Below are 20,218 nucleotides of genomic sequence, written 5' to 3' on the forward strand. Positions count from 1 at the left end.
GGTTGCAAAGAGCTGGTATAGGATATCGCTTCTTGTCGCTTGAACTCTGTTCATCCAGCGAACTCAAACAATCTGCCATCTTCTACTGCTCAGCAAATAATGGTATAAACTCCCTTCCCTTCAAGGCAGTGGACTAAATGGGAACGCTAGCAAGGACTATCCTCTTTAGGGGTCAATTTGTGCCTGTGCCACTACTGGCATAGTTCCAACGAAAAACGGCTATTCACCTGTCAGGATCGAAGTATCAGCGTAACGACACCGCCCTTCGCTACGGTTGACGCTTCAAAACGCTGGTTTAGGCCACTTCGCGTTTCAGGTAGGGAAATAGAATGATTTCGTTGGCACGTTTGGGTTGGTTACTTTCAGTTGTATTGGGAGTTGTTACCCTTGGGTTCACCAATGGGCTGGCGATCGCTCAACCGCTCTTGGCACGACAAAATCAATCTCCATTGGTCAATGGCCTGTATCTCCTTGGCGAGTCGCCCCAACCCCAACAGGTGGGTCATAGCTATATTGTCTTTGAAGTCAAAGATCAGAAGGTCTATGGGGCGTTTTACATGCCCAATTCCTCCTTTGATTGTTTTCGGGGTACCGTGGGCGATCGCCAGTTGCAGGTGACGGTTCTACCCACCTATGAGGAGGAACCCTACCAAGCAGAAATTGATTTACCCAGTTTCTATAGTTTGCGTCGTATTAGTGCTAGCGATCGCGCCATTTTGGCTGCCTGCAAAGCTGAGCCGCTGCCCATTGCCACCCAAACCGGAAGCTAGGCAGAGGTGCTATCATCAGACGGTACCTTTTGCCGTTAACTTTTGGTTAAGTCTGAATGGTTAAGTTGACCCCGACGCCTGCCTATAGTCTGACGCTGCGATTGAAGACTTCCTTAGATCCAACGGAATTAGGAACCGTTCTCCAGATCATTGGTGGGCAACAGGGGCAAGTGGGTTCCATCACCCTGATCGAGAAAACCGCTAATAAAATCCTACGGGAACTGGTGGTGGTGGCTGCCAGCCGCGATCATGCTGCGGCCATTGTCAATGCTGTGAAATCTGACACCCAAGCCACGGTGCTAGAGGTGAGCGATCGCACCTTTCGGCTCCATGAGGGGGGCAAAATCACCGTTAGAAGCAAGCATCCCCTTCAGGAATACGACGATCTGGCGATGGCCTATACGCCGGGCGTCGGTCGGGTATCCCAAGCGATCGCTGACGATCCTCAATTGGTGCACAAACTGACGATCAAAAGCCATACGGTGGCCATTGTCAGTGATGGCAGTGCGGTCTTGGGATTGGGCAATATCGGCCCAGAGGCTGCTCTACCGGTGATGGAGGGCAAGGCCATGCTCTTTCAGGAATTTGCCGGTCTGGACGCCTTTCCCATCTGCTTGAGCACACAGGAGGTGGATGAAATCGTCGCCACCGTCAAGCGCATCGCCCCCGTCTTTGGTGGCATCAATCTAGAGGATATTAGCGCCCCCCGCTGCTTTGAAATCGAAGCCCGTCTGCAAGCGGAATTGGATATCCCTGTGTTTCACGATGACCAGCACGGCACGGCCATTGTCACCCTTGCCGCCCTTAAAAATGCCCTGCAACTAGTGGCTAAATCCTTAGATACGGTGCGCATTGTCATTAACGGGGCGGGGGCAGCCGGCATCGCCGTGGCCAAGCTCCTGCGCAAAGCCGGCGCCCACCATCTAACCCTCTGCAACCGCCAAGGCATCCTCTCAAAAGACAAAGCACAAACACCAGCACAGCAGGAATTTGCCGTCGCTGAAACAGGAACGCTGGCTGATGCTCTAGAGGGTGCCGATGTCTTTATTGGCTTGAGTGCCCCCGGCGTCCTGACATTGGAAATGGTGCAGCGCATGGCCCCAAAAGCGATTGTTTTTGCAATGGCCAATCCCGTGCCGGAAATCCAACCCGAACTCATTTATGACCATGTGGCGGTGGTGGCCACTGGCCGCAGTGACTATCCCAATCAAATCAACAATGTGCTCGCTTTTCCGGGGGTGTTTAAGGGTACCCTTGCCTGTCGGGCACCCCGCATGACGGAGGAGATGTTCCTCGCGGCAGCAGCAGCGATCGCGGCCTTGGTCAGTCCCTCGGAACTGCACTCAGCCTATATTATCCCCTCAGTGTTTGATCCACGGGTGGCACCGGCAGTGGCCAAGGCTGTCGAGGACTGCGCGCGATCGCTGGGGTTAGCGCGTGCCTAGTCTCTATTGCGAGACAGTAAAGGGTTGAGTCAGGGTCAAGCCCAAATCCGTATTGGCATCAATCACCACTAGTCGCTGCACGGCTGGATCAATCGCACCACCAATGGTGGCACCGGCGGCTGCACCGGTAATCACTTTTTCGGGCGTAATCTTGCGATCGCCAATCACTGCAGAAGCACCCGTGGCCAAAGCAGCACCAATCAGCGTATCGCGAATAATGGAGGTGGCAGGCCGTCCTTGGTTGGTTTCAATCGCTGCCCCCGTCACTGTCCCCGTGAGCACTTTTAGGGGCGTAATCCTGCGGTCTCCCGCCAAGCCAGAAATCCCCGCAGCCACCGCCGAACCAATGGCCGCATTGCGGAAGACATTGCCAATGTTGGGATCACGGGCATCGCGAATCGTACGAATTACTTGGGAATTAGCAGCGATCGGGAGTTGGCGATTATTGATCACCACCGTATTGGCCACAAATTGAGACCCCCCTTGGGCGGGCTGGATCTGGCCAAAAATTTCACTGCCCACGGGAATCACAACACGACCTTGGCTATCGCGGACATCGGCAGCCGTCACCAAGCGGATCGCAACACTTTCATTGGGGCTAAGGACAATCCGCTCTGCATCGGGGAAACGAGCCGGAATTTGCTGACCGGCTGGGAGCGCAATAGGCGAGGTGGTAGCCACACCCGCAATGTACTGCGTCGGCACAAGGGCTTGGGCACCGGGGGCACGGGTCGCCTGACAGAGGAATGCGGCAATATCGGCACGGGTGGCCAGTTGATTTGGCGCAAAGAACTGCACATTGGGATAGTTCACCACCACTTGTTTAGCGGTGGCAGCGGCCACACCCGCACGTCCATAAGCGGGAATTGCTGCCGCATCATTGAACTGGCCTAAGACCCCCTCCACAGAAGGCGGTGTGGGATATTGCAAGCCACTGGCTAGAGCCACGATCGCCTGAACACGCGGAATATTTTGATTGGGCTGAAACACATTGCCGGGGTAGCCACTCAAGAAGCCAGTACGGGTGGCATTTTGAATCGCACTCGCTGCCCAAAATGTGCTGGGGACATCGTTAAACATACTGGGGGCACGCACCACAGGCGCATTGGGAAACGCCTTCCCCAGCATGGCTGCATATTCAGCACGGGTGACGGGGGCAAAGGGGCGAAAGGTGCCATCGGGATAGCCGCTGATAATGTTGCGACTGGCCAAGTGGTCAATACAGGCCTGTGCCCAAATGCCTTGGGTATCGGTAAAACGGGATTGGGCTTGCACCGGAACAGCCGCTAGAAGGGCAAGGGTACCAGAACTCATTAAACCGCAGCTCAAAACGGCCAAGCTGCGCTGTGCGAGGCTCTGCATAGCAAATCTCTCCAAGTAAGAGGGTATTCAAGTTATCTGAGAGGGTTTTGGATTCCCCTCAGCAATTTTGATTGGGAAAACACGTCAATCGTTGACTCTGCTGATGCCTATGGACGCAGTGCCGGAGATTAGGTTCCCTTGGGGGTAGGGGCTTCACTGGGGACAAGAACCGATTCCACTTGGGTATTCATTTGCCAGCCCGAAATTAAGGCCGCCGGTAGGGTGTGGGGTTTGGGGCTGTGGAGCAGGTAAATCAGGCGATCGCCCACTTGCCACTCTTCATTGGCTCGCACCACCCGCAATCCCTCTGGCCGTTCCACAAGCAGGGGAAGCACTTTCCCAGAGCGGATCAAGGCGTCAAGGTGCTGGCGTTGCAATTGCGATTGCTCCTCCTCAATGACCAGTTGGCCAAGACGCACAGCATCGCTATTGATGTATTGGTTCCATTTTTTAATGGACAGTTGCCGAGCAAAGGCAGGACTCAGACCGAGGGGACAATCCTCTACCTCAAGGGCGGCCAAGACCCGTGGCGGGTGAAATTCTTCGAGGACGCGCTGTGCCAGCACCGCATTCACCTCAGTATTACTAGTCACAGCCAGATAGGTGCCCAATTGAGTAATGCCGGCCTCCTGCAAAATATTCAGGTCAAGGGCACTACTGAGATAGACGGGCAGATGTTCACGGCGGGCTTGTTCAACGGCCTCAGGATCGGTGTCAATCATCACCACCTCTTCGCCGCGATCGCGCAAGATCCGCGCCAACAAACGACCCAAGGGCGTACAGCCAGCAATCATCACCCCTGAAGCCCCTTGGGCACGCACATTCAGTTGGGTTGCCACCCAGCGCGCCGTTAGGCCTTGGCCGAAAACCGTCATCAAAATCGTCAGGAACACTTGTCCTTTAATGGCATCCCCCCCACTAATTCCCGCATTGGTGAGGGTAATCGAAAATAGCGAAGCCACTGAAGCCGCAACAATTCCCCGCGGCGCAATCCAACTGAGGAAGGCTTTTTGTTGCCAACTGAGATCACTGCCCCACGTACATAGGACAACGCCGAGGGGACGAATCAGGAACATTAAGCACAACACCGTGAACACCCCCGACCAACCTAGCTCCAATAGACCAGCGATCGAGAGATCCGCAGCCAGCAGGACAAACAAGACCGAGATCGAGAGCGTACTCAGTTGACCCTTGAAACGCCGCAGTAGCCGCCCCCCCGGCACATCCGACCAACGCAGTACCAGCCCCAGAACCACCGCCATCATCAAGCCGGATTCGCTCACCAGTTGATCCGAGAGCCAAAATAGCCCCCACAGCACTGCCAGCACCAACAGGTTCCGCAAATCTTCCGCCAAAAACCAAGCGCGGTGCAGGAAGCGATTGAGACACCAGCCACCAATACCACCAATCAAGACCCCCACCGCCAAGCGCTGAATAATCCCGAGGGCGATCGCCCCCATGCCGAGGTCTTGATTGAGAACTACGTTCAGCACCATCACCGCCAAAATGGCACCAATGGGGTCAATGAGCACGCCTTCTCCCTCGAGAATGACCGCCAATTTGTGCTCTACACCCACCTGACGCAGCAGCGGCCCTACCACCGTAGGCCCGGTCACCACCACCACGGACGCATAGAGAAAGGCCAGTTGCCACGGAAACTCGCCAATCCAATGGGCGGCCATGGCGCCAGCCACAAACGTCACCAATCCCCCCAGCGTCACTAACTTCCAGAGGCTACCCGTAATATCTTGGTCAGCGCGGCTCAGGTCTAAGCTCAAGCCCCCCTCAAAGAGAATCAAGGCCACACACAGGGGCACTAACACTTCTAGGCCTTCGCCTAAAACTTCCGGATGGACTAGCCCCAAGCCACTGGGGCCTGAAAGAATACCCGCCAGTAACAACAGGACAATACTCGGCAGCCGTAACCAATGGGCAGTCACTTGGGCACCAATGCCTAGGACAACGGTGATGACGAACAAGGCGGTGAGTTCGGCACTACTTTCCATCGCAGCCTCCACAGAGGTTTAGGCGTTTAGGGCTAGACTGACGGGCAAGCGTTCCTCCTTGTTCTACGTCAAAGTTCAGTATTGGACTGTTACATTTGTCACACCCTATTGCGGGGGAACCTGATTACAGGATACTGGAAGTCCTTGAGCATTGCCAATTTCAATCAATTTTGTAAAACTCTCCTAGAGAGGGGAAACAGGGCGCGATCGCCACCACAGCCATGCTGCTGCACCACAGAGGGTACAGTTGCCAATGAACGTGAGCAGCGCTTGCAGATCCACCAACCAAGCCAGTGTCACTGCATTATCGAAGTAATGCCACGTACAGGCACACATGGCACTCACCAACGCTGGTAGCATTGCCCACGCCAACCACCGCCATCCCTGCTCCGGACAGCGGCGATCCAGTTGTGCCACAAACCAAATGGCGGCCATCCACTCCAGCACACTGGAAATGTGCACTATCCATGTGGAAATTGACAGGGCGTGCATTCGGCCTCCGGATAGATGAGGATTTTGTAAGTCTCAGGCGTGGGATGTACTGCCTGTTCCACCGCCTCGGCAAGTTTGACCAAGGGATAGCGATCGCTGATCAGGGCTTTGACATCAATGCGGCGGTTAAAGATAATGTCGCAGGCTAAGGACTGTAAGCGGTAGGAGGAACTGTAGCTGCCCATGAGATCAATCTCACGGCGATAGAGAATGTTGGGATTGAGGGGAATCTCCACCTCATCGGGAAACTCGGCAAAGAAGAGAATTTTGCCCCCCTTGCGAGTACACTCTAGGGCTTGGAAAAAGGCCTTCTCACTGGGAACCGCCAAGAGACTGACATCCACCCCCAAGCCATGGGTCAGGGCTTGCACCTTGGCACTGAGATCGGGATCGCGGGCATCAAAGGCGGCAGCAGCGCCCACTTCTTTGGCTTTGGCAATTCGCGAGGGCAGTAAATCGGTGGCGATCGCCCGTGCCCCAAAGAGATTCACCAACATAATAAACATTAGGCCAATAGGCCCTGCCCCAGTGATCAGCACCGTTTGGCCGGGAGCAACACCTGCTTTCTTCACTGCCTTGAGGCAACAGTTGGTGGGTTCAACGAAGCTGGCTTCTTCATCACTAATGTGATCGGGAATGGGAATCAGACCGCCATGCTGCACAATGTGCCCCGGCACTTTCACATACTCGGCAAAGCCCCCACCACTGGGAATAAAGCCCGCCGTTGTCGTCACCGTCTTATAGACATGGCACATTGAATAGTTTTCATTCAAGCAGTAGGCGCAGTGCATACAGGGAATATGGTGCATGACCACCACCCGCTGACCCACCTGCCAACCCGTCACGGCCTCACCCACCGCCGCAATTTCACCCGCCGTTTCATGGCCAAAAATACGAGGCGGCTCATAGAGGGGATAGCGAATTTTTTTGATGTCCGATTGGCACAAGCCAACGACCTTGACGCGCACAAGGACTTCATCCGCCGCAATCTCAGGGATGGGAATGTCCTCGTAGCTGAGTTGGTTCACCCCTCGGAACACTTGGGCTTTCATTGAGACCTTTGCAAACTCATCACCCCTAAAGATAATTGTCCCTTGCACCGAGAGCAAGTCTGGATGATACCCCTTTGCGGCTTCAAGCAAAGGAAAACTCTAGTTGTTTTGCTGCCGACAAGCAAATCGTGGGCTGAGGTGATTGGATTTCAAGAGCATTCAATAGATTCACGAGCGATCGCCCCACCGCTGCCGCCAAATTCACGGGCACTGCATTGCCAATCTGCCGATACTGGCTTGAAAGAGAACCACAAAACTGCCAATCATCGGGGAACGTTTGGATACGCGCATATTCGCGCACGGTCAACGGTCGTGTTTCGGTGGGGTGGCAGCGTTCTGTTTGCTTTTGGGCAGGGGAGCAAGTCAATGTCAACGCAGGTTCATCCCATGCCAAGCGCCGTGCCATCCCCGTTTTGCCACCATCAAGACGAAAACTTCCCATCAGATAGGCCTGCTGCAGGTCTGGGGGCAAGTCGCGCCAACACCCCCCTTCGGGAACCTGTTGCAAAATCGCCGCTTTCTGCTCAGGGTAACGCTGACCCGCAGAGGGAGGCACATCGCTCTCATAGAGAACCCCAGCTTTGAGGGCATCCGCCAACGTCATAATTTGCGGACAAGGACTCGGCCAAGCAAATTGAGCATAGGGCACCAAATCATTGCGAATGCCCACCAAGAATAATCGCTGTCGCTTTTGGGGGACGCGATAAAACAGGGCATTGAGAACCTGTGGCGGCATTAGCGTATAACCAATTTCGGAAAGCACCGCTTCAATAGTTCTAATGGTGCGCTGGCGATCGTGGCTGAGTAAACCGCGCACATTTTCGCCTAAAAATACCTTCGGTTGGACTTCTTTGATGGCTCGCGCAAATTCAAAGAATAGCGTGCCACGGGTATCGGCAAAGCCCAACTTTTCCCCTGCATAGGAAAAGGCCTGACAGGGAAACCCACCCGTCAATAAATCAATTTCGGTTTCGATCAGATGTTCCCAGTTGAGGGTGCGAATATCCGCCTCAATCACTTGCCACTGGGGGCGATTTTGCCGCAGCGTTCCACAGGCATCTTTATCAATTTCATTCAGACAGACAACGTGCAACCCCGCCTGCTCGAGTCCCAAGGCCAGCCCTCCTGCCCCGGCAAACAATTCAAGGGTTTGGTAAGGCCGCAAAGGTTGGATGAATTGCTCTTGCTCCCAAGAACTAAAAACGAGTTCCCGAAATTTTGCAAACTGAAGCAGTTGTGCTACGGGATAGTAGCGTTTGCCCCGTTCATCCTCTTCACGACAGGTCAAAAAACCTTGGCGCTCCCACTTTTGTATGGTGGCTTTTGTCACACTGAGAATATCAGCGATGAGCTCAGCCGATAGAACATCATTGGTTTTGTGTAAAATCCTTAAATCCTTCATAGTTGGAAAATGCCAAATAATACAGAGCTGCTAAGAGATTGGGATGGACTTTCCTTAAACTTTCCCTGATATTTTTACTCTCAGATGAGAAACCAATTTCAACTCCTTCAGATTCAATAACATCTTGAATGATTTGTGGTAAGTGTTTGCACAATTTTGCAAATGCATCCTTGTCGCCTGTGGCAATCTCATAAAACTTATCAATTGAAATTATTCTTATTCTTTCATTTTTGACCACTTTATCATCTATTTTAACAGACCAAGGAAGGTTTTTAGATTCTTTTGAAATCACTTCAATCAAAAAACAAATTGCTTTTGAGTCACTATCAATAGTTTGTTGCATTTTGCGGAAAATATTTTCTTTCGCATTACTATTCATAGTATTAAACTTGTTTTTAATTTCCGCATAGTAAGATTTCTTGCGATTGACTATGTCATAACCTGATTCAAGAACTTCCCAGTCTTGAATATATCGAAAAATGTTTTGATGAAAATAGCCAATGTGATTATTGTTAGATTTGTCAATTTGTCTTATGATTTCTCTTTCAATAAATTCCTCATCGCTGAGATGATAAACAGCAATATCGAAAGTTGCTTTTATTGGATCAATTTTGAGCTTCTTAAATTCTGTGAAATCAATTGACAAGCGATACTTTAAGATTGTTTGTTTAACATGAGCACGCATATCTTCGTCGCTAATAAATCCTAAATGATACTGATTTTTAGGGGACATAATTGATTTTTGAAAACACAAAGGCTCTATAGAGCAGGGTACAGTCCTTTTTATAGGGATAGAATACCTTCAAAACAGTCAAAACTAATGCGCTGACAGCAGGCAGTGGGACAGGAGCATAACTCATACGTTAGAAAAGCAGTATATTATGATTTGTACTGCTTTTGACATCTTACGTAACAAAGTGGTGGTAAAAGAGACTCCCCTGAAATACTAGAGGAAGAGTTCTGAGTACTGGGGGCAAGTTTGTTGTGGCGTATCCCTTGCACGTTGCCTTCATTTGGCACCAGCACCAACCCCTCTACAAAAGTTGTCGCACCGGTCAATACCTGCTCCCTTGGGTACGGCTCCACGGCACGAAGGACTACTTAGATCTGATCTTAGTCCTCGCCAAATATCCCCGCCTCAAGCAAACCGTCAACCTTGTCCCCTCCCTGTTGCTGCAAATTCAGGATTATGTCAACGGTACGGCTCTTGATCCCTACCTCACAGCCACACTGACGCCGGTCGAGCAACTCACGGATCAACAGCGCTGGTTTATCATTGAGCATTTCTTTGATGCCCACCACCGCACAATGATTGACCCCCATCCCCGCTATCGCGAACTCTACGAGCAGCGGCAAACTCACGGCAAAACATGGTGTTGGCAAAATTGGCAGCCGCAAGATTATGGGGATTTGTTAGCGTGGCACAATTTAGCGTGGATTGATCCTCTCTATTGGGAGGAGCCAGAGATTGCCCAATGGCTATCCCAAGGGCGGGATTTTAGCCTCAGCGATCGCCAGCGGATCATTGCCAAACAGCGGGAAATTCTTGGCCAAATCATTCCCCAGCACCGCGCCCTTCAAGAGGCGGGTCAAATTGAAGTCACCACAACCCCCTATACCCACCCGATTTTGCCCCTCTTGGTGGATACCGATGCCGCCAAAGTAGCGGTTCCCAACATTGCCCTGCCCCAACAGCGGTTTCAATATCCCGAAGATGTTCCTCGGCATTTGCGGCGGGCGCGAGTTCTTTATGAACAATTCTTTGGGCGATCGCCCCGCGGACTGTGGCCGTCAGAGCAATCCGTGAGTCCAGCCATTCTTGAACCCATTGTCGAGCAGGGCTTTGAGTGGATTTGCTCCGATGAAGCCATCTTGGGCTGGACAACGGGAACCTATTTTTACCGCAACGAAGCAGGGGTTGTCCAACAGGCCAATGTTCTTTACCAACCCTACCGCCTGACCACGGCCAAAGGGGATCTCAACATTGTCTTTCGCGATCATCGCCTCTCGGATCTGATTGGTTTTACCTACAGTGCCATGGCTCCCGAAGCAGCGGCAGCGGATCTGCTCAAGCAGCTGGAGGGCATTCGCCAGCAACTCATTGCCCATGAAGGGACTGGTCAATCCAGTTTGGCGCAACCATGGCTTGTGACCATTGCCCTCGATGGTGAAAACTGCTGGGAGTACTATCCCCGCGACGGCCTGCCCTTCTTAGAAAGGCTTTACCAAGGCCTGAGCGAGAACGAGCACTTTGCCTGTGTTTCTGTGGCGGAGTATCTGCAACAATATCCCCCACGTGCGGTGATTTCGGGTTCTGCTCTTCACAGCGGCTCTTGGATTGATGGCAATTTCTGTACATGGATTGGCGATCCGGTAAAAAACAAAGCTTGGGACTATTTAGGGGCTGCCCGCCAAACCCTTGAACGCCACCCCGAAGCCACTGAAACGAAGAATCCGGCAGCATGGCAAGCTCTTTTGGCGGCTGAAGGCTCTGACTGGTTTTGGTGGTTTGGTGAAGGCCACTCCTCGAACCACGATGCCATGTTTGATCAGCTTTTCCGTGAGCATTTGATGGCGCTCTACACAGCATTGGGGGAGCCAATTCCTGAGGTTCTCAATGATCCCTTAGAAGTCCACGAAGCCAAGGATACCTACCCGCCCCAAGGCTTTATTCACCCTGAGATTGATGGGCGCGGTGATGAGCAGGACTGGAACTTTGCTGGCCGGATTCAAATCGGTGGCAGCCGCGGGACGATGCACCGCCAAACGCTGATCAGTCGCCTCTGGTATGGGGTGGATCACCTAAATATCTATCTGCGTCTTGATACTCCGAACCAGAAACAGCCCTTTGGGAATGACATCAGCACCCTGCACTTTTGCTGGTACTACCCCAACATGGTGACGTACAATAGCCCCCTCTCTGATCTGCGAGATTGCCCCGACGCAGCCCCCCTCAACTACCTGTACCACCATCAATTGGTGATTGACTTTGAAAAGCAACAGATTGCTTTCAAAGAGGCGATCGCCAACTACCAGTGGGAAGAGCGACCCAACCATGCCCGCTATGCCTTGGGCATCTGCCTAGAAGTGGCCATTCCTTGGGCAGATCTGCACCTGCATCCCGATTGTGGCCTGCATTTATTGATTGTGTTGGCACAGGATGGCTATTACTTGGATCATCTGCCCACAGAGCAACTGCTCTTTTTGACCACACCTTAGACCTTGAGGCGAAGCGTTAACAACAAGCGATCGCTCAGGCTTCGCAATGCAGCTACGGTTGAGGGCAAATAATTTGCAGCGAGAAATTATTTTCTGCGTACCAAAGTTCTGTAAGCTCAGATAGGAAACCTCTGCGGGATCAACTTGTGCAGTTAGGAGGGTTGTGTGGATAACGTCATCGGCTTAGAGATTATAGAAGTTGTCGAGCAAGCGGCGATCGCCTCAGCGCGGTGGATGGGCAAAGGTGACAAACACATGGCGGATCAGGTCGCCGTGGATGCCATGCGCAACCGCATGAATCAAATCCATATGCGCGGTCGTATTGTGATTGGCGAAGGGGAACGGGATGAAGCCCCAATGCTCTACATTGGCGAAGAAGTGGGCATTTGTACCCGTCCCGATGCTGCCCAATACTGTAACCCCGAAGAACTCATTGAAATTGACATTGCCGTTGACCCCTGTGAAGGGACAAACCTCTGCGCCTATGGCCAACCTGGATCAATGGCAGTACTGGCTATTTCTGAAAAAGGGGGGCTGTTTGCGGCTCCCGACTTTTATATGAAGAAATTGGCGGCGCCCCCTGCTGCTAAGGGCAAAGTGGATATTCGCAACTCGGCGACAGAAAACCTGAAAATTCTCTCGGAATGCCTTGACCGCGCCATTGATGAGTTAGTGGTGGTGGTGATGAAGCGCGATCGCCACAATGACTTGATTCAAGAAATTCGCAATGCGGGTGCCCGTGTTCAACTGATCTCCGATGGCGATGTCTCCGCTGCTCTCTCCTGTGCTTTCTCTGGTACCAACATTCATGCGCTCATGGGTATTGGTGCTGCGCCTGAAGGAGTGATTTCCGCTGCTGCCATGCGTGCCTTGGGTGGGCACTTCCAGGGGCAACTGGTCTATGATCCCGCTGTGGTCATGACCAAGGAATGGGCGAATCGCACCCGCGAAGGCAACCTCGAAGAACTCAAAAAAGCCGGCATCACTGATCCCGACAAGGTCTATGAAGCGGAGGAATTGGCCTCCGGCGAAACCGTTCTCTTTGCGGCCTGTGGTATTACGCCCGGTATGCTCATGAAAGGGGTGCGCTTCTTCAAAGGTGGCGCCCGTACCCAATCTTTGGTCATTTCCACGCAGTCGAAAACGGCTCGCTTTGTCGATACCATTCACATGTTCGATAAACAGTTGAAGTCGCTGCAGTTGTACTAAGCGCTGCTCGGTGAAAGAAAATTAGCTCCCTCCCGGTGAGGGGGTTTTCTTTTTATCTTCGGGAATAGCGATGCCCTTAACTCTACCCACAGCAATTACCCTTGCGCGCCTGTTGATCGTGCCCGTGATAGTGGGTCTGCTCTCGTTGAATCACAGTGCCGTGTACCGTTGGTGGGGGGTGGGTTTATTTTTGGTGGCAGCCCTCACGGATTGGCTGGATGGCTACATTGCTCGCCGTCTCAATCAGGTGACGGATTTGGGCAAGGTGCTGGATCCGCTCGTGGATAAGTTGCTAATCTTGGTGCCCCTGTTGCTGTGCATTGAATGGGGAGAGGTGCCCGCATGGTCTGTGGCGTTGATCCTCTTTCGGGAACTAGGCATTGCTAGTTGGCGGGTTCAGCAATCTCAAATTCAGGGCGCCAATCTCTGGGGTAAAGCAAAAACCCTTAGCCAGATTATGGCCGTGGCATTGCTTCTCGCTCCCTTACCGCCTAGTTGGCAGGGGGGAATCCTCATTGTTTATGGGGGGGCGATCGCCCTCACACTGATTTCTGGGGCACTTTATCTTCGTGGTTGAGTGCCAATGCGCCCCGCGAGCACCTCCTGCAACTGCTGGGGATTGATGCGATCCACCCAATAGGCTTGAAAAGTGGGCTGGGTCACCTGATTGACAAAGGTTTGACTCAGGAATGGACGCAAGGACTCGTTTTTTTGATTAAAGACGCCAAAGAAAGCCCCCGCCAGTCCCTTGAAAAAGGGCTGTGCCAACTGTGGGTTCGGGCCAATGAGATCATTGGGAACCGGTAATACTCCCGCTTCACTGACCCCCACTGCCGAGAAGTGGGTACCGGGCACGAGCATGGCAAGGTACTTGGGCTGCGCCTGTAACCATGTAAAAGGCCAGATCTGCTCCTCTAAGGGTGGCGCAAAGACATCCCGACTACTGGAAACAATGAGTGTGGGCACCTTGATATTGGCCATGCCCCGTTCGCCAATGAGGATACTACTCACTGGATTGACGGCAATCACAGACCTGACCCGTGGATCCGCCGGTGTAGAGGGCACAGCGGCAAGACCGAGACTACGACATTGCAGGGGCACTGAGATATTAAAGATAAAGAGATCACGAGCGGCTGCTAGACAGCGTTGTTTGACGGCATTCCAGTCAACAGTCCCCCCTGCTGCCGCCAACACGGTAAAGCCCCCCATCGAGTGGCCAAATAGCCCCACATTATTGGTGTCAATTTTTAGGGCTGGATTTTTCTGAACTAACGCCGCGACAGCATCCACACCAAATTTCAAATCCAAGGGGCGCTGTGCCCAATCCTTTGGCAAGTTCTCGTAGTCGAGGGGTGCCCCGGAGAGAAAACTATTAATTCGGCTGGCATCCGAACCGGGGTGAGTGACTGCCAAAACTGCCAATCCATGACTGGCCAAGTGCTCTGCTAAGTAGGCAAACGTCGTGCGGTCTGAGGCTAAACCGTGGGAAATGACGATGAGGGGGGCTGGTGCGATCATCCCTATGGGGACATAGAGATCTGCGGGAATGAGGCCTGTGGTGCGATTGGGATTGGTGAATTCAAGTTTTTGCTTTTGCCACTGGAAGGGTCCTTTTTGGGCAGGATTAAGGCCACTGGCAGGCAGTGGCGTTCTTGGTTGGAGTTGCGCCAAGCGTTCGATAAAGTCTTGCGCCCGCTGTTCTTGATTCACTGCACGGGTAAAGGCACCCACTGCCTTCAGACCGAGTTCACCATTGACTTTAACACTCTTGCCGGGAAAGGCTTGTAGTACTGAGAGCAGGGTAATGCCTGCGGGGGAACTGGCGGCGGTTTTCAGGGCTTCCCCAAGGGCTGGGCCTCCATTGACATCATTATCTGCCCGAATAACTTGGCCAATGCGCTCTAAAAAGCTTTGACCAATGGGACTTTTGACAAACTGGCTAACGGTTGTTGGTTCTAAGTCCATGCGTGTGGTCAAGCCTTCGCGCAAGTTGGATTCTTGAGCGTTGGGAAGTAGCCGAATTAAAAATCTTAGCTCCGAACTCGCATTCCCCGTTTTGGCAAATGTGGCAAGGTCACTCACTTGGATGTTGAATGTGCCGAAGGGCGGATAAACAAGGCTAATTTGCTCGGCAGCCAGTCCCGCCTGTGCCCAAACGGTTGCTGCTGCGCCCAACAGAGAGAACCACTGCCATTTTTTCCGCGTGCGCGCGATCGCCATCCCTGAGATACCCTCACTTAATCACTAGCATTATCGTTGTTTGCAACGTCACCTGCAACTCCAAGGACTGGCAGCCTGAGGGCTAGGTTCCGACTCTCTGAAAAGGGCTGTAAAGGGCGGCCGCTATGGTATTGTGCTTTTGGAAAAAATGAGGGAATTTGCCCATGAGTGAGGATGCAGTCAAGCAAATGAAGCAGGCCGTTGCCAAAGCTGCTGCCGATCGCGTGCAGTCTGGAATGATTGTTGGCTTGGGCACTGGGTCAACCACGGCCTTTGTCATTCAATTTTTGGGCGATCGCCTGCGCAATGGGGAACTGAGCAACATCGCTGGTGTGCCCACCTCGTTTCAAGCCTCTGTCCTCGCCAAAAAGTATGGCATTCCCCTAGTCACCCTTGATGATGTGGAGAAATTAGACATCGCCATTGACGGTGCCGATGAAGTGGATCCCGCCAAAAACTTGATCAAAGGGGGTGGGGCGGCTCACACCCGTGAAAAAATTGTTGATTCCCTTGCGGATCAGTTCTTGGTGGTGGTGGACAGCAGTAAACTGGTGCAGAAATTGGGTTCTACCTTCCCTGTGCCCGTGGAAGTGTTACCCTTTGCCGTGGCTCCGGTGACTCGTGCCCTGAAAGCTCTTGGGGGGCAGCCCGAACTGCGCATGGGGGTGAAAAAAGATGGCCCAGTGGTGACGGATCAAGGCAACCTTGTCCTTGATGTCAAATTTGATGACATTTCTAACCCCGCCGAACTAGAGAAAACGATGAACAACATCCCCGGTGTTGTCGAAAATGGCCTGTTTGTCAACGTGGCCGATGTCATCCTCATTGGTGAGATTGTGGATGGCCAGCCCCGTGTGCGTGAAATGGCCTAGCAGTTTTTCCATTTCCTGCGAGGAAGCAACAGTTACTTTCCGGTGATCAATCTCTCAACCCATCAGTGATTGAGGTCTCAGGCGGCGACAGGATTGCCATCAATAATTGGGGTATCCACTCCATAGGAGCCTCCAATGTCTCTCCACTCCTTCACCCGTCGGTTGATCACCCTAAGCAGTATTGTGGTTTCAGGTGTTGTGGTTGCTACTACGGCAGCACAGGCAAACCCACCGATTATCGTCAACTGCAACAGCAGTGGCCAAGTTTGCGATCAAATGGCGCATTACAACTTCCGCTCTGAAAGTCCGTATTGGGATTATGCCCTCCAAGTCACTGCGCCTGCTACCCACTGCTCGGAAGTGAAATATTTCACCACCAATCGTCAGGGACAGCGGGTCGAAACGGAGTTCCTTGGCCCCAACCGTTCAGCCTTTTTGCCCATTGGTGGCAACTGGGAGCGGGGGAATCACACGATTCAAATTGGGGCGATTGGACGGCAAGGTGGCTGTAATGTAGGCACGCTCAGTTCATGGGGCATCCAAGTGCAGCCTGCCGTTGTTCCCCGCTAATGAGGAATAAACTCCTAGAAACTTAACTCATCTTCATCTATTCAAGGGTCGGTGGCAACGACACTGACCTTTTTTTGTGCTTATTTTTAGCGCACTTTACCAATTTTCATTTATTTTACTTCCGCGTTAGTATAGCCTCTCCCTGAGCGGATTGCAGCCCCCTGTTCCGAGGGATCCCCTGCGAGGGGTGTCAAATTATTTTCTACAAAGCTACTAAAAATACTCAAAGCCTCCTATAGAGAGACTCCGAGGGATTCAACGCCAAAATCAGACTTTAGGAAATTTGAATAGATCCGTCGGCAGAGAAAACTTAATTGAACTCTTGGGGGCGATCGCTCGTCAAATTATTGGGAAACTTTCTACTTGAGGATTTGTGCCATGCGATTGCGTTGGTTGGTATTGGCATTAGGAGTGGCAGGAATGTTGAGCACAGGAGCGATCGCCAGCCGTGCTGGTAAGGAGGTGCCCGCCACGCTTACGGGTCGAATTACGGCGGTTGTTGATGATGATGAAGTCTTACTTGAGGCCAATAACCAACGCTACAAGCTCGATCTACCGGATGCCTGCAAACCTGCCCTGCGCAATGGCGTTCTTAGGGTGGGCGGCGTTGTTACTGCCAGTGGCAAACTTGAACTTGATGATCGCGAGCTAGATGTTTCCGTTGTTCAGATGAATGGGCGTCGGGTCTGCCCATAATAAATGCCGCCAGCGTACTGCACTGCCAATAGCACTGCTTGGTGGTACGGGGAATTGCGGTCAAGTTCCGATAGCGATATTGGAAGCCTTCACGATACCCTTGGGTTAGGGAGGGAGAATGTCACAATTGCGCACACCAAAGGGGACATGCACTGAGGGAATCGAACCCGCTGCTGATTCTAGATGGGTCAGTTGATCATCAAAGAAGATATGCGGTTTGAGTTGCTTGAGAACCCGTATTTTCTCCATACCGCCAAGGAAAAAGGTTTCATCCGGCATGACGCCCCAACTGTTGAGGGTGGTCACCACCCGTTCACTAGCAAGGATATTGCGTGCGGTCACAATCGCAATCCGTAACAGCCGCTGATAGCTGGCATCCTGCTGCTCTTTTGCCATTTCCAATTGTTGAAAGGCTGCCAGTTTCTTAAAAAGATCACTCAAGGGTCCCGGATTATGGGGAATGTTGGCCTTTTGCAGTTCATGGGCTTGAAATTGCTCGAGATCCCCTTGGCGAAAGACGGCTTCCGCTTCATCATCCGCTAGCACACCATCAAAGTCAAAGGCAATCCGTAACTCAGCATCGTCTTCGTGATCGGTGATGGGCGATCGAATCACCATGCCCGCTGGATACCCAGCCGCGATCGCCTGCTGCACGTCCTTGGCATTTGCCGAGAGAAACAGAGACACATTAAAGGCAGGAATGTAGGGATGGGGGGATTTGCCGCCCAAAAATGCGGCGCGGGTAATGTTCAGACCGTAGTGCTGAATTGAATAGAAGACCCGCTGACCAGTATCGGGATCGTTTCTGGAAAGGAGCACGACCTCCACGGGTTCTTGTTCGGGATAGGCACGGTTGAGATTCAAGAAGCGGCGAATAAAGGGAAATGCCACCCCCTTCGGCAAGACATCGTATTTCCTTTCCCGCTGAAATTGGCGGTACTTTTCGGTCCCCTCATTGCGAAAGACATCATCCGCCTCCCCCAAATCAAAGAGGGCACTGGAGGCCACCGCAATCACTAATTTCTTCTCAATTGGATACCCCATTGCTGAGCATCCGATAGTGGGATTCAAGAGCAGTCCGCAATTGGGCGATCGCCCCTTGCCAATCTCCCCGCTGGGGCTGACGAATTAACTGCGCCGAAGGATACCAAGGCGATCGCGATCGCTGCCAGAGCCACCGCCAATCCGCCACAAAGGGCAACAGGATCCACAGGGGCTTCCCTAGGGCACCCGCCAAGTGTGCCACAGCCGTATCAATTGTTACCACAGCATCCAACTGCTGGATCAACAGCGCCGTATCCAGAAAATCCCCCATGTAGGGCTGGCAGTCAATCACTCCCGCCTGCTGCAATTGTTCACCCTCGAGGCGCGATCGCTCCTTTTGCAGGCTATACCATTGGACATCAAATTCCCGCAGGAGAGGCAGGAAGTACTCAAGGGGACAAGACCGCTGCGCCGTGGTGCGCGTTTGACTATGGCTAGCCCAGACCAAACCAATCCGCGGTTTGGACACATGAAAAATACTGCGGGGCAGGGGGGTGGGTAACTGAAAATAGGGACTGAACTTGGGAAAGTGGTCTTTATCAATACCTAGGTAGCGCGGCAGACTCAGCAGGGGGGTATGGTAATCAAAGGGGGGAGGCGTCTCCTCGGTGCTTATCACTTCAATCCCCGGCAGTGTTTGACAAAGACGCACCAAGGGCGGGTAAGCAGCAAAAATCACCCGTTGGGCACGCCGCGCCATCAAGGGCAGTAAGCGCACAAACTGAATGCAATCCCCTAGCCCCTGCTCACTATAGACAAAGAGGGTTTTCCCCTCTAGGGATTGACCTTGCCAACGGGGTTGCGGATAGGTGCGTAATCCTCCAGTGGGTTGCTGCCAGCGCCATTCATATTCTTCCCATCCCTCTGGGAAATGTCCCAGCAGCAGCAGCACAAGGGCAAAGTTGAGGCGCACATCCACTGCATCGGGGTCTAAGGCAACGGCCTGGCGAAAGTGATGGAGAGCTGCTTGCGGATCCCCCGTTTCCAAGAGCGCTGTGGCCAACCCGGCATGAGCCGCACCATTGAGGGAGTCAAGACTCAGACAGCGTTGGTAGTAGCTGATTGCTCCCGTAAAATCCGCTTCGCTGAGGCAAATTTGACCCAGTTGCAATAGCGCCTGTTGGTGCTTGTTATCCCGCAGGAGCACTTCTTGGTAGCGATCGCGCGCCGCCGCGAGGTTACCCTGTAGATGCAAAGCGTACCCCAGATTGTAGTGGGCTGCCAACAGTTCTGGATTAGCACTCAAGGCGGCCTGAAACTGGCGAATCGCTGCCTCATAATTTTTCAGTTCAAGATAGACACTGCCCAGATTGTTGTGGACATCGGCTTGACCCGGTTCAAGGTACAGTGACTGTTCGTAGCAAGCACTCGCTTCTGTGAGTTTGCCTTGGGCGTGTAGGCAGAGGCCTAAGTTATACAGCGTTGTGGGCAAGTCGGGATTCAAGGATAGGGCTTTTTGGTAGCAGGCGATCGCCCGTTCAGTGTCCCCCAAGTCCAGATAGGCATTTCCTAAGTTGCTATGGGCTTCCACCCACTCCGGCTTCACCTCAAGGGCGCGTTGGTAGTGGGGTAGCGCAGCCGCCGGTTGGTGCAGCAAATCATGGAGAACAACTGCCAAGCGATAATGGGAAGGGGCATGCCACGGCTCAAGGGCAATCGCCTGCTCATAGGCTGCCTGTGCCTCAAGGGGCTGTGCCAGTTGTTCAGCAATTAACCCCAATAGGTAATAGGCCTCTGGCTGCGGGGTCTCTTCAATAACTTGACGTGCGCACTGTTGTGCTCCGCTCCAGTGCTGTTGTTGATACAGTTGCCAAGCCTTTTTTAGCAGCGAGGCGGTTCGCCATCTAAAGATACCCACG

Annotated in this window: 17 protein-coding genes; 8 read left to right on the plus strand and 9 right to left on the minus strand. The window is 52.7% G+C overall.

Features of this window, described 5'->3' with window-relative positions; all coding sequences use genetic code 11:
* The first annotated feature begins 329 nt into the window (after nucleotides 1–329).
* Both RHJ02_RS07235 and RHJ02_RS07240 read left to right on the plus strand, forming a co-directional pair.
* On the plus strand, nucleotides 330–770 hold the full coding sequence (locus tag RHJ02_RS07235) for a hypothetical protein (RefSeq protein WP_206199577.1): 441 nt from the start codon (nucleotides 330–332) through the stop codon (nucleotides 768–770).
* Nucleotides 771–826: 56 nt separating this feature from the next.
* A complete protein-coding gene (locus tag RHJ02_RS07240; protein WP_206199578.1) occupies nucleotides 827–2,215 on the plus strand; it encodes an NAD-dependent malic enzyme in 1,389 nt (462 codons plus the stop codon).
* Between the two features lie 3 nt (nucleotides 2,216–2,218).
* Here RHJ02_RS07240 and RHJ02_RS07245 read toward each other — a convergent pair whose 3' ends face one another.
* The 6 genes from RHJ02_RS07245 to RHJ02_RS07270 form a co-directional block, all read right to left on the minus strand.
* Entirely contained in the window at nucleotides 2,219–3,577 is a 1,359-nt protein-coding gene (locus RHJ02_RS07245; protein WP_206199579.1) for an S-layer homology domain-containing protein, read from the minus strand.
* A gap of 128 nt (nucleotides 3,578–3,705) precedes the next feature.
* Nucleotides 3,706–5,583 carry a cation:proton antiporter gene (locus RHJ02_RS07250; protein WP_310742821.1) on the minus strand — a complete coding sequence of 626 codons (1,878 nt, stop codon included), beginning with the start codon at nucleotides 5,581–5,583 and terminating at the stop codon, nucleotides 3,706–3,708.
* A gap of 183 nt (nucleotides 5,584–5,766) precedes the next feature.
* The gene (locus RHJ02_RS07255; protein WP_310742822.1) at nucleotides 5,767–6,075 is read right to left on the minus strand and encodes a DUF2499 domain-containing protein; all 309 of its coding nucleotides are present in this window, start codon (nucleotides 6,073–6,075) and stop codon (nucleotides 5,767–5,769) included.
* Nucleotides 6,045–7,127, minus strand: a complete 1,083-nt coding sequence (locus tag RHJ02_RS07260; RefSeq protein ID WP_310742823.1) for a zinc-dependent dehydrogenase — start codon at nucleotides 7,125–7,127, stop codon at nucleotides 6,045–6,047. Before RHJ02_RS07260 ends, RHJ02_RS07255 begins: the two co-directional genes overlap by 31 nt.
* 82 nt (nucleotides 7,128–7,209) lie before the next feature.
* Nucleotides 7,210–8,529 carry a DNA (cytosine-5-)-methyltransferase gene (gene dcm / locus RHJ02_RS07265; protein WP_225901519.1) on the minus strand — a complete coding sequence of 440 codons (1,320 nt, stop codon included), beginning with the start codon at nucleotides 8,527–8,529 and terminating at the stop codon, nucleotides 7,210–7,212.
* The gene (locus RHJ02_RS07270; protein ID WP_206199583.1) at nucleotides 8,495–9,262 is read right to left on the minus strand and encodes an Eco47II family restriction endonuclease; all 768 of its coding nucleotides are present in this window, start codon (nucleotides 9,260–9,262) and stop codon (nucleotides 8,495–8,497) included. The genes dcm and RHJ02_RS07270 overlap by 35 nt, the downstream gene beginning before the upstream one ends.
* A 251-nt stretch (nucleotides 9,263–9,513) precedes the next feature.
* Here RHJ02_RS07270 and RHJ02_RS07275 point away from each other — a divergent pair, with 251 nt between their 5' ends.
* The 3 genes from RHJ02_RS07275 (at nucleotide 9,514) to pgsA (ending at nucleotide 13,534) form a co-directional block, all read left to right on the plus strand.
* Complete coding sequence (locus tag RHJ02_RS07275; protein WP_302677928.1) at nucleotides 9,514–11,748, plus strand: glycoside hydrolase; 2,235 nt, start codon at nucleotides 9,514–9,516, stop codon at nucleotides 11,746–11,748.
* Nucleotides 11,749–11,913: 165 nt separating this feature from the next.
* Nucleotides 11,914–12,957: a class II fructose-bisphosphatase gene (glpX, locus tag RHJ02_RS07280; RefSeq protein ID WP_206199585.1), complete on the plus strand. Its 1,044-nt coding sequence runs from the start codon at nucleotides 11,914–11,916 to the stop codon at nucleotides 12,955–12,957.
* Between the two features lie 70 nt (nucleotides 12,958–13,027).
* Entirely contained in the window at nucleotides 13,028–13,534 is a 507-nt protein-coding gene (pgsA, locus tag RHJ02_RS07285; protein WP_302677929.1) for a CDP-diacylglycerol--glycerol-3-phosphate 3-phosphatidyltransferase, read from the plus strand.
* Here the strand turns inward: pgsA and RHJ02_RS07290 are convergent.
* Nucleotides 13,519–15,177, minus strand: coding sequence for an alpha/beta hydrolase (locus RHJ02_RS07290; protein WP_206199587.1), 1,659 nt, complete (start codon nucleotides 15,175–15,177; stop codon nucleotides 13,519–13,521). The two genes, pgsA and RHJ02_RS07290, sit on opposite strands and share 16 nt — an antisense overlap.
* 164 nt (nucleotides 15,178–15,341) lie before the next feature.
* Here RHJ02_RS07290 and rpiA point away from each other — a divergent pair, with 164 nt between their 5' ends.
* The 3 genes from rpiA (at nucleotide 15,342) to RHJ02_RS07305 (ending at nucleotide 17,315) form a co-directional block, all read left to right on the plus strand.
* Nucleotides 15,342–16,049 (plus strand): ribose-5-phosphate isomerase RpiA, encoded by a 708-nt coding sequence (gene rpiA / locus RHJ02_RS07295; RefSeq protein WP_206199588.1) that lies wholly within the window; start codon nucleotides 15,342–15,344, stop codon nucleotides 16,047–16,049.
* A gap of 135 nt (nucleotides 16,050–16,184) precedes the next feature.
* On the plus strand, nucleotides 16,185–16,619 hold the full coding sequence (locus RHJ02_RS07300; RefSeq protein ID WP_302676322.1) for a hypothetical protein: 435 nt from the start codon (nucleotides 16,185–16,187) through the stop codon (nucleotides 16,617–16,619).
* A 378-nt stretch (nucleotides 16,620–16,997) separates the two neighbouring features.
* Nucleotides 16,998–17,315, plus strand: a complete 318-nt coding sequence (locus RHJ02_RS07305) for a hypothetical protein (RefSeq protein ID WP_302676320.1) — start codon at nucleotides 16,998–17,000, stop codon at nucleotides 17,313–17,315.
* Between the two features lie 105 nt (nucleotides 17,316–17,420).
* Here the strand turns inward: RHJ02_RS07305 and RHJ02_RS07310 are convergent, their stop codons facing one another.
* The gene (locus RHJ02_RS07310) at nucleotides 17,421–18,359 is read right to left on the minus strand and encodes a 5'-nucleotidase (protein ID WP_225901520.1); all 939 of its coding nucleotides are present in this window, start codon (nucleotides 18,357–18,359) and stop codon (nucleotides 17,421–17,423) included.
* Nucleotides 18,343–20,217 carry a tetratricopeptide repeat protein gene (locus tag RHJ02_RS07315; protein ID WP_310800083.1) on the minus strand — a complete coding sequence of 625 codons (1,875 nt, stop codon included), beginning with the start codon at nucleotides 20,215–20,217 and terminating at the stop codon, nucleotides 18,343–18,345. Before RHJ02_RS07315 ends, RHJ02_RS07310 begins: the two co-directional genes overlap by 17 nt.
* Between the last annotated feature and the right edge of the window lies 1 nt (nucleotide 20,218).

The organism is Thermosynechococcus sp. TG215, assembly GCF_031583455.1.
Lineage (GTDB): Bacteria > Cyanobacteriota > Cyanobacteriia > Thermosynechococcales > Thermosynechococcaceae > Thermosynechococcus.